The sequence below is a fragment of the Kribbella sp. NPDC051586 genome, from assembly GCF_044453965.1.
Classification (GTDB): Bacteria; Actinomycetota; Actinomycetes; order Propionibacteriales; family Kribbellaceae; genus Kribbella.
In genome coordinates this window covers 67,783-78,957 of sequence record NZ_JBITDF010000005.1, presented here as the reverse complement: position 1 = coordinate 78,957, position 11,175 = coordinate 67,783, and the positions used below count along the sequence as shown (strand labels likewise).

General features: G+C 69.0%; 10 protein-coding genes. 4 read left to right on the top strand and 6 right to left on the bottom strand.

Annotated elements, in window-relative coordinates:
- Positions 1–42: 42 nt before the first annotated feature.
- Complete coding sequence (locus ACIA58_RS33885; protein ID WP_396408708.1) at positions 43–795, top strand: HAD-IIA family hydrolase; 753 nt, start codon at positions 43–45, stop codon at positions 793–795.
- Positions 796–818: 23 nt separating this feature from the next.
- Here ACIA58_RS33885 and ACIA58_RS33880 read toward each other — a convergent pair whose 3' ends face one another.
- From ACIA58_RS33880 to ACIA58_RS33855, 6 genes are all read right to left on the bottom strand, one after another.
- Complete coding sequence (locus ACIA58_RS33880; protein ID WP_396407921.1) at positions 819–1,559, bottom strand: polysaccharide deacetylase family protein; 741 nt, start codon at positions 1,557–1,559, stop codon at positions 819–821.
- Positions 1,560–1,674: 115 nt separating this feature from the next.
- A complete protein-coding gene (locus ACIA58_RS33875) occupies positions 1,675–2,382 on the bottom strand; it encodes a polysaccharide deacetylase family protein (RefSeq protein WP_396407920.1) in 708 nt (235 codons plus the stop codon).
- Positions 2,383–2,465: 83 nt separating this feature from the next.
- Positions 2,466–3,203 carry an amino acid ABC transporter ATP-binding protein gene (locus ACIA58_RS33870; RefSeq protein WP_396407919.1) on the bottom strand — a complete coding sequence of 246 codons (738 nt, stop codon included), beginning with the start codon at positions 3,201–3,203 and terminating at the stop codon, positions 2,466–2,468.
- On the bottom strand, positions 3,190–3,945 hold the full coding sequence (locus ACIA58_RS33865; protein WP_396407918.1) for an amino acid ABC transporter permease: 756 nt from the start codon (positions 3,943–3,945) through the stop codon (positions 3,190–3,192). The genes ACIA58_RS33870 and ACIA58_RS33865 overlap by 14 nt, the downstream gene beginning before the upstream one ends.
- Before the next feature lie 2 nt (positions 3,946–3,947).
- Positions 3,948–4,799, bottom strand: coding sequence for a substrate-binding periplasmic protein (locus ACIA58_RS33860; RefSeq protein ID WP_396407917.1), 852 nt, complete (start codon positions 4,797–4,799; stop codon positions 3,948–3,950).
- Between the two features lie 176 nt (positions 4,800–4,975).
- Positions 4,976–5,668, bottom strand: coding sequence for a DNA-binding protein (locus ACIA58_RS33855; RefSeq protein ID WP_396407916.1), 693 nt, complete (start codon positions 5,666–5,668; stop codon positions 4,976–4,978).
- Between the two features lie 143 nt (positions 5,669–5,811).
- Between ACIA58_RS33855 and ACIA58_RS33850 the strand changes: the two genes are divergently transcribed.
- The 3 genes from ACIA58_RS33850 to ACIA58_RS33840 all read left to right on the top strand — a co-directional run bounded on the left by ACIA58_RS33850 (position 5,812) and on the right by ACIA58_RS33840 (position 11,156).
- Positions 5,812–7,857, top strand: a complete 2,046-nt coding sequence (locus ACIA58_RS33850) for a VWA domain-containing protein (protein ID WP_396407915.1) — start codon at positions 5,812–5,814, stop codon at positions 7,855–7,857.
- Between the two features lie 113 nt (positions 7,858–7,970).
- The gene (locus ACIA58_RS33845; protein WP_396407914.1) at positions 7,971–9,614 is read left to right on the top strand and encodes a protein kinase; all 1,644 of its coding nucleotides are present in this window, start codon (positions 7,971–7,973) and stop codon (positions 9,612–9,614) included.
- 48 nt (positions 9,615–9,662) lie between these two features.
- Entirely contained in the window at positions 9,663–11,156 is a 1,494-nt protein-coding gene (locus ACIA58_RS33840; RefSeq protein WP_396407913.1) for an MFS transporter, read from the top strand.
- Positions 11,157–11,175 lie beyond the last annotated feature (19 nt).

Below are 11,175 nucleotides of genomic sequence, written 5' to 3'. Positions count from 1 at the left end.
CCGGTGAGCGAGCACAAACCGGTCGAGAGCTGGCTGACGGACATGGACGGCGTGCTGGTGCACGAGGAGCGCGCCATCCCCGGAGCCGGCGACTTCATCGCCGCCCTGCAGACCTCCGGCCGGAAGTTCCTCGTCCTCACCAACAACTCGATCTTCACGCCGCGCGACCTCCGCGCCCGCCTCCTTGCCGCGGGCATCGACATCCCGGAGGCGGCGATCTGGACCAGCGCGCTCGCCACCGCCCAGTTCCTGGACGACCAGCGCCCGGGCGGCACGGCGTACGTGATCGGCGAGGCCGGCCTGACGACGGCGCTGCACGAGATCGGATACGTGCTGACCGAGCGCAACCCTGACTACGTCGTCCTCGGTGAGACGCGCACGTACTCCTTCGAGGCGATCACCAAGGCGATCCGGCTGATCGCCGACGGCGCGCGATTCCTCGCGACCAACCCCGACCCGACCGGTCCGTCGCAGGAGGGCCCGCTGCCGGCGACCGGTTCGGTGGCCGCGCTGATCACCCGGGCGACGGGTATCGCGCCGTACTTCGTCGGCAAGCCGAATCCGCTGATGATGCGCAGCGCCCTGAATCGGATCGAGGCGCACTCCGAGACCAGCGTCATGATCGGCGACAGGATGGACACCGACATCATCAGCGGTCTCGAAGCGGGTCTGCGGAGCGTGCTGGTGCTGTCCGGCTCGACCGGCGAGCACGAGGTCGAGCGGTTCCCCTACCGCCCGACGCGCATCGTCGAGTCGATCGCCGACCTCGTACCACTGGTGAGCGAGCTGTCCTAGCAGCCTGCCCTGGCAGGCCCGTCCTAGCAGGTCAGGGTGCGGAAGCCGTAGCCCTGCGCCTTGAGCGACTTGAGGATGGCCGGCAGCGCGGCGACGGTCTGACTGCGGTTGCCGCCACCGTCGTGCATGAGGATCACCGAGCCGCTGTGCACGTTCTTCAGCACGCGCTGGACGATCGCCGTCGTACCGGGTTTGGTCCAGTCGCGCGAGTCGACGGTCCACACGACCAGGTCCTTACCCATCGCCTTCGCCCGTTGACGGACCGTCGCGCTCACGCCGCCGTACGGCGGGCGCAGGCAGCCCGGCGTACTGCCGATCTGTGCGCGGATCGCCTGGTCCGTCGACATCACCTGCTGCCGGAAGGCGGTCGCGCCGAGTTTGCGCAGGTCGGCGTGCGTCCAGGTGTGGTTCTCGACGCTGTGGCCGGCGTCGTGGATCCGCTTCGTCAGCTCGGGATGCTTCTGGACGCTCTGGCCGACCTCGAAGAACGTCGCCTTCGCGTCGTACTTGGCCAGGATCTCGAGCACCTTCGGGGTGTACTCGACGTCAGGACCGTCGTCGAAGGTCAGCACGACGTACTTGGTCGGCAGTGGGGTCTTGCTCGGCGTGGCGGCTGCCGGCGCCGCGGCGGGTGGTGCGGGCGTGGCTGGTTTCGCGGGGGACTTGGCGGCCGCGACCACGACCGAGCCGATCACCGCGCTCACCAGCATCATCATCGCCAGACCGATCATCCGGTTACCGGCGCGGGTCAAGCGGACATCCATGCGTCCCCCAGGGCGGTGGGTGGCTCACTCCTCCCGTCCACCATGGGCATGCCGCGGCAGAAAGCCAGCGCCCACGCCGCTGCCCCGTCAACAAGTCACGAATACCGGACGCCGATCAGTGACACCACAACGGATAGAACAGATACCCCCTGGCCTTGAGCGCCTTCAGGATCTTGGGGAGCGCGGCGACGGTCTGGCTGCGATTGCCGCCGCCGTCGTGCATCAGGACGATCGATCCGCTCCGTACCTTCGCGAGCACGCGGCGCACGATCACCGACGTACCCGGACGGCTCCAGTCGGCCGGGTCCACGCTCCACAGCGTGAGCTTCTTGCCAAGCATCGCTGCTCGTTTGGCGACCACCCGGTTCGTCGCGCCGTACGGCGGTCGCAGGCAGCGCGGGGTGTAGCCGGTCTGTGCCCGCAGGTATCGGTCGGTGGTCCGGACCTGGTACTTGAACGCCGGCCAGCTGACCTTCGTGAGGTTCGCATGCGACCAGGAGTGGTTCTGCACGCTGTGGCCGAGTTGGTCGACGCGCCGGGTCAACGCCGGATACCGCTTCACGTTCTGGCCGACCTCGAAGAACGTCGCCCGCACGTGGTAGGCCTGAAGGATCTTCAGGATCTGCGCGGTGTAGCCCGCGCTCGGGCCGTCGTCGAAGCTCAGATAGACCCACTTGGGCTTCGCCACCGCCTGGGTCGTGGCCCGCACCTGCGCCGCCGGCGCGATCGGTGGTGGTGGTTCGGCGCTCACCGCCAGGCCGAGCATCGCGATCAGCCCGACGATGAGCGCCGCCGAGATCGGCAACCGAAGATCTCTCACCATAACCATCCCCCAGCCATGGTCGACCCGGTCCCGGGCCCGTCTCCATAGTGGCCCTCGGCAACGAAATACGCCAGGGGCGATTTTCAGAGGACCTGGGACAGGAACTGCCGCAGTCTCGGTGAATCCGCGTCCGTGAACACCTGCTCCGGTACGCCGGACTCGACCACCACGCCCTGATCCATGAACGCGACCTGGTCCGCGACCTCCCGCGCGAACCCCATCTCGTGCGTGACGACGATCATCGTCATCCCCGCCTGGGCAAGGTCCGCCATCAGAGCGAGCACGCCCTTGACGAGCTCGGGATCGAGCGCGGAGGTTGCCTCGTCGAAGAGCATCACCTCGGGCCTCATCGCGAGGGCCCGCGCGATCGCGACCCGCTGCTGCTGGCCGCCGGACAGGGTCCCGGGCCGCGCACCGGCCTTGGCTGCCAGGCCGACCAGCTCGAGCTGCTCCCGGGCCGCGACCTGCGCGGACTCGGTGTCGAGCTTCTTGATCTTGCGGAGCGGGAGCGTGATGTTGTCGAGCACGGTCCTGTGCGGGAACAGGTTGAAGTGCTGGAACACCATCCCGATCCGGCGCCGCAGTACGTCCGGGTCGCCGCGCAGTACCGACTCGCCGCCGAGCTTCACGTCGCCGGCATCCGGCTCGAGCAGCCGGTTGATCGCGCGCAGCAGCGTCGACTTGCCCGAGCCGGACGGGCCGATCACGCAGGCAGTGTGTCCGGCCGGTACGGCGAGATTCACGCCGCGCAGGACCTTGTTGGTTCCGAAGGCGAGCTCGACGCCCTCGACCTCCAGGCTCGCGGCCTCAATGGTTCGCATGCGCGAGCTCCTCCAGCTTCACATCTTCGGTCTCGGCCGGACGCCCTTCACGTAGCCGCTTGTCGAAGTGGTTCACCAAGTGGGTCAGCGGCACGGTGATGATCAGGTAGAAGATGCCCGCGAGCAGCAGCGGGGAGAGGTTGCCGTTGGTCGCGGCGGCGTCCTGGCCGATGCGGAACAGCTCGCGCTGACTCGCCAGCAGGCCGAGGAAGTACACCAGGCTGGACTCCTTCACCAGCGCGATGAACTGGTTCACGAGCGCCGGCAGCACCCGGCGTACGCCTTGCGGGATGACGACCAGCCGCATCCCGCTGGTGTAGCTGAACCCGAGTGCGCGGGCGGCCTCGAGCTGACCTTTCTCCACGCTCTGGATGCCGGAGCGGAAGATCTCGCCGATGTATGCGGCGGCGATCAGGGAGAGCGCGAGGATGCCCAGCGGGTACGGGTTCGGGCCCCACCAGTGGCGGGTGATCGGGGACAGGCCTTGGCCGATCAGCAGGATCGTCAGGATCGCGGGCAGGCCGCGGAAGATGTCTGTGTAGATCTTCGCCGGCCACCGCAGCCACGGCTTGGCGGACAGGGCGAGGACCGCCACGATCATGCCGAGCACGGTGCCCAGCATGACCGAGGCTGCCGCCAGGATCAGGGTGTTGACCAGTCCTACCTTCAGCATCTCGGGCAGGACCGCCTTCATCGACTCCCAGTCGAGGAAGGTGTCACTCAGGGTGGACCAGACATCCATGCTCAGGCCTTGGGTGCGGTGAACTTCACGCTGCCGGAGCCGGGCTTGAAGTTCGCCGGTACGGCGCGACCCGGGTAGTACTGCTCCACCAGCTTGGTCCAGGTGCCGTCGGCGATCACCTCGTCGAGCGCCTTGTCCACAGCGTCGCGGAGCTTGGCGTTGTCCTTGGCCACCGCGAACGCCATCGGCGCGTCACTCAGCTCCTTGGCGGCCAGGATCACCGTGCCGCCGCCCTGCTCCTTGGCCATCTTCTCGCCGATCTCGGCAGGGGAGACCCACGCGTCCGCCGTACCGGCCTTGAGCTGGCCGAGCGCGGCGTTGTAGTTCGGCACGCGGACCGGGTTGAGGTTCTTGCCGGTCGCGTAGTCGTCCTGGACGGTGCCCTGGACGACGACCACCCGCTTGCCCTGGAGCTGGTCGAACGAGGTGATACCGGAGTTCTTGGTGGTGTTGAGCCCGAGGTAGCCGAAGTCGTAGCCGTTGCTGAAAGCAACCGTCTTCTTCCGGGCCTCGGTGATCGTGATCGACGAACTGCCGAGGTCGAACTGGCCGCCGTTCACCTGCGAGAGCAGCGCGGAGAAGTCGGTGCCGACGAACTCGGGCTTCAGATTCAGCTTGGCGGCCACCGCGGTGATCAGGTCGTTGTCGAACCCGGTGAACTTGCCGTCCTTCACATACACGTTCGGCGGGGCGTCGGTAAGGGTCCCGATCCGCAGCGTGCCGGCCTTCATCAGCCCGAGGTCGGGTCCGCTCGCGGCGTCGTCCTGATCGCTGCCGCAGGCAACCATCGACACCGCGAGAGTGATCGCTCCCGCTACCGCAACAACCCGCTGGAAAGCGCCGAACGCGCGCACAAGCCTCTCCTCACAACGTCAACGAACGCAGGGCGATCCGCCCCGCCGACGCAACCCAACACCAGACTCGGTGGCGGAATTCCACGCCGACAAAGGATGAGACGGACCCGAATGTCTACTCAGCTCGTGTTAACTGGAAGCGCTGCTGGGCGGCTGGTCGCTGCCCGTGCTGTCGCTCAGCCGTGATGTTGCTCATAGTGGGCAAGGGCATCCGCCGTCCTGCCGGTCCCGTACGCCAGCAGTAACTCGGCCAATGCGGGCGACTCCGTCTCGATGGCGATCGCAGCTCGCTGGATCTCGTCGGCCGACGCAACCTCGCGGAGCAGATCCTGGATCGCCCGCACGACGGCCCGGGGCATGGGCCCGTCGTCCCCGCTCATCACCACGCCGGCAGGCAGAGGGGTATGGATGCCGGCCGCAAGAGCCATCTGGGCCGGGCCGGGCGCGCCGAACCCCGACGGCACCTCTCCGTCGGGTAGCCCCGAGGCCACAGCGCCGCCGACCGGCGAGCCACTCGAAGGCCGGCCGTCCCTGCTCAGCTGCCCGGTCGCCCCCGAGGTGGTCAGCCCTCCGGTGGTCGCCCGGATCCGGTCCAGCGAAGACGGAATGTCGTCCGGCCAGATCTCGCTCGCGATCGCGAGGTCGGCCAGCTCCGTCGCCGCCCGCAGCCGTGCCATCACCGCCGGGTTGCCGATCTTCACCCGCTGGGCGCTGACGAGCTGGGACAACATCGGGGCGGACATGCCGATCACCTGCGCGAGCCCGCCCTGCGTCAGCCCGAGTGGACCCAGGATGCGCCGTACTGTGTCTCCGAGCGGCTCGCCGTACAGCTCGATCTGCTGCTGGAGGTTGTGCGCTGTCTGGTCCATCGGTCTGACCCTTCTGTCGGCCATCGCGTCGCGATTGCAAATATCTTCGCACTAGCGAACGCAAATTTCCAGTCGGATCGGACTTGACATTCGCGATCGCAAACTGCAAATGTTTGCGGCAGCGAATCTCACTGGAGGAAACGATGACGACTCACCAGCCACGCCGCCGCCCTGCGGTGTGGGCGCTCCTCGCCATCACACTGACGGCTGTGCTGGCCGGGCTGACCACCGGGACCGCGCTGGCCGATCCCGCGCCGTCGGGCGGCAAGCTTGTCCTGGTGCTCGACTCGTCCGGCTCGATGAAGGAGCCGGCCGGCGACGGGCAGACGAAGATCACCGCCGCCCGGACCGCCCTGACCCAGGTGGTCAGCAAGCTCCCGTCGGCCGCCGAGGTCGGCCTGCGGGTGTACGGCGCGACCGTGTTCAAACGCACCCAGCCCGGTGCCTGCACCGACACCCAGCTGACGGTCCCGATCGGCACGAGCAACCGGCCCCAACTGCAGGCCGCGATCGCGAAGTACAAGCCGTACGGCGAGACACCGATCGGCTACGCGCTCCAGCAGGCGGCCAAGGATCTCGGTCCGGTCGGCCAACGCACCATCGTGCTGGTCTCCGACGGCGAGGCCACCTGCGCGCCGGATCCCTGTGTGGTCGCGCAGTCCATCGCCAAGCAGGGCATCGACCTGAAGATCGACGTCGTCGGGTTCCGCGTCGGCGGCAAGGCACGCAGCCAACTGCAGTGCGTCGCTCGGGAGGGTCGCGGCGACTACTACGACGCCGACTCGACCATCGACCTCGAGGCGGGGTTGGACCGCTTGTCCACGCGGGCCTTCCGCCCGTTCCGCATCTCCGGCACGCCGGTGCAGGGTGGACCGCAGCAGGAAGGCGCGCCGACCCTTGCCCCGGGCCACTACTCGGACACCTTCGGCAACGACCAGACCGCGAAGTACTACCTGATCAAGCGGACGATGGCGAAGTCGACCCTGCGCGCCGGCGTCAGCTTCCGGCGGCCGTCGGGCGGCAGCTTCGTGCTCAAGGCCGAGGTCTTCCTCAAGACGATCGGCGGCGAGAACTGCGGCTGGAGCTATCCGCTCGCGTTCGACGGTGATCAGGGCATCGCCACCGGTGCCGCCTCGAGCTGGACAGGCGACTACCCCAAGGGCTGCAGCACCGACGACCAGTTGGTGCTGACTGTCTCGGCCGGTGACGCCTTCCGCGAGATGAAGGGCGTTCCGTACGAGTTACGCGTGGACGAGGAGCCGCCGGTCGACTCCACCACGAACCTGCCGCCCGAGGCCGACGACCCGACCTGGACTCCGATGCCGGGTGTCACACCGAGCGCGATCATTCCGGGCTCGAGCTTCGCCGACGCTCCGCTCATCACGCCGGGCAGCTTCAAGACCACCCTCATGCCAGGCGAAGTGCAGCTCTACCGGATCAAGGCCGATTGGGGTCAGCGCATCCAGGCGCAGGCGACGGTGCCGAAGCTGGGAGCCGCGACCGCGAAGGCGATCGACGGGATCCGGTACCTCGACATGGGGCTGATCTCACCGCTCGGCGAGGACGTGATCGCCACGTTCGCGAAGCAGGTGCCCGGCAACGTCGGGCGGCGCGGCGTGCTGACCAAGGACGGGGTCGTCAAAGCGAATACGACCAAGGAGGTCCGCTACCTCAACCGCGACGGCGCGAACACCATGGACAAGGGCACTGCGATGCCCGGTGAGTACTACATCGCGCTCTCCGTGACCCGCAAGGACGACGACAAGGCCTTCGCCATCCCGATGACGCTGACCGTCGCCCTCGAAGGCACCGCAGGCACAGGCAAACCGCAGTACGTAGACGGCGCCACTCCGGTCTCCGGCGACTCGATCACACCGACCCCGACCGCGACGCCTTCGCAGTCGTCGGAGACCCCAGGCAGCGGCGACAAGACTGAAGCCGGCGGCCCGGTGGTGGGCGACCCCACTCCGAGCGACGGACCTCCGCTCGCGCTGGTCGCCGGCCTCGGCGGTGGTGGTGTTCTGCTGCTCCTGATCGGGATCCTCGTGGTACTCCGTCTCCGCGCCAGGCCGACCCCTCAGGCAGCTGGCACGTGGCAGCACGGTCAGCACCAGTACCCGAACCAGGCTACGCCGCAGTACCCGAACCAGGGCGGGCATCAGCCACCTCAGCAACCTCCGCATCGCTGACCCAATGCCCGCGGCCCGGATCGCTCGATGATCCGGGGCTGCGCGTCCTTCGCGGTTCGGCGTGGTGCGGCGTCCTGCCGGAGGTGGGCGGTCGGGGCGGTAGGTTCTGGGTGGTGGAGGCGTTTGCTGGGCGGTATCGGCTGATCGACCTCGTCGGGATCGGAGGGATGGGGTCGGTCTGGCGGGCGTGGGACCTGCGGCGCTCGGCGTACGTGGCGGCGAAGGTGCTGGGGCAGCACGATGCGGCGACCTTGCTGCGGTTCGTGCGGGAGCAGTCGTTGCGGATCGAGCACCGGCATGTGGTGGCGCCGCACGGATGGGCGGCGGATGACGACAAGGTCGTGTTCGCGATGGAGCTGGTGCGCGGCGGGTCGGTCGCGACGCTGCTCGGTGATCACGGTCCGCTGCCCGAGTCGTACGTCGCTGTCCTGGTGGATCAGCTGTTGCACGGGTTGTCCGCAGTACATGCGGCACGCGTCGTACATCGCGATGTGAAGCCGGCCAACCTTCTGCTTGACGCCACCGGTACGGGGTGGCCGCACCTGCGTTTGTCGGACTTCGGCGTCGCCGGCCTCCTCGACGAACCGCGCATGACCCGCCACAGCACCGTCCTCGGCACGCCCGGATACCAGGCCCCCGAACAGCTGGCGGGCGCGGACCCCGACCCCCGCCAGGACCTGTACGCCGTCGGCGCCGTCACAGTCGAACTCCTCACCGGCGAACGACCCGGCACAGACGGCAAGCTCCCCGACCTCGACGGAGCTCTGCGGGACTTCGTCCGCCATCTGACGGCAAGGAATCCGTCCGACCGACCCGAGTCCGCCGCCTCCGCCGGCCGACTCCTGGCCGCAACCGGCGCCATACCCCCGCCGGGAACTGATCCGTGGGCCCAGAACCCCGACGCCCCCGAGGTCTTCGATCAACTCCCACCCCTCCCACCGGCCTGGACCCCCACGGGCCCGCAACCCCACCACCACACAGCACCACCCACCACCCCACCCCCCACCGACCGCTACCCACAACCACCCAACCGCGCCGACGCGGCTACACCGGTCGTCGCGCACGGCGGTGCGGCCACGCCAGCACCGGCCCAGGACGGCGCAACCATGTCTGCACCCGGGCAGGGTGCGGCGGCTGTGCCAGCCTCCGGACATGGTGGTGCGGCTGCGCCGGCACACGCGGAGGGCGGTGCGGCTATTCCGGCACCGGAGCAGGACGCGGCGGCTAGGTCTGCGTCCGCGCAGGGCGGTGCGGCTGTGCCGGCGCGGGGAGGTTCGGCTGGGCCGGGTGGTGCGTCTAGGTCGGCATCCAGGCACGGTGCTGAGGCTGCTCCGGCACATGGGCAGGGTGGTGGGGCTGCGTCGGCATCCGAGCACGGTGGTGTGGCTGCGTCGGCACTCGGTCACGGTGGTGCACCCGGGCAGGGTGCGGCTAGGCCGCCATCCGGGCAGGGTGGTACGGCTGCGCTGGCACCCGCGCGGGGAGGTGCGGGTACGTCTGCATCCGCGCACGGTGGTGCGGGTGCATCGGCGCCCGGGCACGGTGGTGCGGCTGCGCCGGCGCCCGCGCGAGGCGGTGGAGTCGCGCCGGTGGCCGCGTCTGGCGGGCCGCAGGACTCGGTGCCGGTTGAGCGCGGCGGCGACGCTACGGCTCCGGCGGCTCCCAAACACCGGCGGGGGTTGTGGGTGGTTGCGGGGGTCTGTTTTGTGGGGGCGGTTGCGTTGTTGGGGAGTGCGGCCTGGTTGCTGTTTCGGTGAGAGGAAATTCACCGGGCGGGTGGGGTTCGGCGTGAAATAATGACGGTGATGGGTTCGACACTTGTCACTGGGGCGAAGGGTGACCGGCTGCGCCTGATGGTCGGCGCGCTCGCGGTCACGACGACGGTCGGGTACGGCGTACTGATCTACGCGTTCAGCGCCCTGCTGGGGCCGATGAGCGCCGAGCTCTCCATCTCCACCACCACTACGGTCGGCGCGTCGACCACCGCGGTACTGGTGAGCGGTCTGATGTCGATCCCGATCGGTCGTCGGCTGGATGTGCGCGGCGGGCGCGGACTGATGTCCAGCGGCTCGGTGCTTGCCACGGTCGCTGTGCTCGGGTGGTCGCAGGTGCAGAACGTCGTGCAGTTGTACGCCGTGTTTGCCGTGATCGGTGTCGCCTGCGCGATGGTGTTGTATCCACCGGCGTTCGCGGTCGTGGTCGCCGTCGCGGAACCAGCCAAGCGGACCAACTCCATCCTCACGATCACGCTCGTCGGTGGGTTGGCCAGTTCGATCTTCCTGCCGCTCACCGGGTACCTCGCCCACGCTCACGGCTGGCGTACCGCGTTGATGATCCTGGCCGGCACCCTCGCCGCGATCACAGTCCCCCTCCACCTCCTCGCCGTACACCCCGGCCCCCCACGCCCGGCCGACAGCCCAGCCGCCAGCACCGGCCGCAGCACCGGCCCCAGCGCGGATCGCAACGCGCGTCCCAGCGCGGACCAGAGCGCAGACCAGAGCGTGGGCCGCGGCGTGGGTCCCAGCGCGGACCAGAGCGCGGATCGCAGCGTGGACCGCGGCGCCCGTCCCAGCGCGGACCAGAGCGCGGATCGCAGCGTGGACCGCGGCGCCCGTCCCAGCGCGGACCAGAGCGCAGGCCCCGGCGTGGGCCGCAGCTCAGGCGGCAGCACAGACCTCGGTGTGAGGCAGGTTGGGTCGCCGAGCAGGGTGCTTCGGGATCCTGGGTTTTGGGTGCTTGCTGGTGCGTTCGTCGTGCACAGTGCTGCGCTGGCGGCGGTCTCGGTCCACCTGGTGCTGTACCTGGTCAGTCTCGGGCATCCGCCGGCGCGGGCGGCGAGTTTGGCGGGGCTGCTCGGTCTGTTGTCGGTGACCGGCCGGTTGGTGACGAGCGTGTCCGCGCGGTGGTTGCCGATGGCGACGATCACCTCGCTGATCTTGTTCGTCCAGGCGATCGCGATCGCCCTGCTGCCGGCCGTCGGACGTCACGTCGGGGGAGCGATCGGGTGTCTGGTGCTGTTCGGGCTCGGGTTCGGGGTGTCGTCGATCGCGACGCCGGCGATTCTGCTCGACCGGTACGGCGCGAGCGGGTTCGGCACGATCGCCGGGATGCTGGGTACGCCGACCACGATCGCGAAGGCGCTCGGGCCGCTCGGCGGCGCGGGGCTGGCCGATGGATTCGGGTACCGGCCGCTCATCCTGGCCGTCGCGGTGGCGTGTGCCGTGGCCGCCGTCGGCCTGGCCTTCACCCGGCGGATCGCGCCGAGCCGGCAGGAGGGGCAGGAACGGACCACGATGTGACCCAGGTCGTGGTGTGGCT

Excerpts from the sequence above, each read along its gene's own strand:
- ACIA58_RS33885 (WP_396408708.1), top strand. The coding sequence starts at position 43 with ATGGACGGCGTGCTGGTGCACGAGGAGCGCGCCATCCCCGGAGCCGGC.
- ACIA58_RS33880 (WP_396407921.1), bottom strand. The coding sequence starts at position 1,559 with ATGGATGTCCGCTTGACCCGCGCCGGTAACCGGATGATCGGTCTGGCG.
- ACIA58_RS33875 (WP_396407920.1), bottom strand. The coding sequence starts at position 2,382 with ATGGTGAGAGATCTTCGGTTGCCGATCTCGGCGGCGCTCATCGTCGGG.
- ACIA58_RS33870 (WP_396407919.1), bottom strand. The coding sequence starts at position 3,203 with ATGCGAACCATTGAGGCCGCGAGCCTGGAGGTCGAGGGCGTCGAGCTC.
- ACIA58_RS33865 (WP_396407918.1), bottom strand. The coding sequence starts at position 3,945 with ATGGATGTCTGGTCCACCCTGAGTGACACCTTCCTCGACTGGGAGTCG.
- ACIA58_RS33855 (WP_396407916.1), bottom strand. The coding sequence starts at position 5,668 with ATGGACCAGACAGCGCACAACCTCCAGCAGCAGATCGAGCTGTACGGC.
- ACIA58_RS33850 (WP_396407915.1), top strand. The coding sequence starts at position 5,812 with ATGACGACTCACCAGCCACGCCGCCGCCCTGCGGTGTGGGCGCTCCTC.
- ACIA58_RS33840 (WP_396407913.1), top strand. The coding sequence starts at position 9,663 with ATGGGTTCGACACTTGTCACTGGGGCGAAGGGTGACCGGCTGCGCCTG.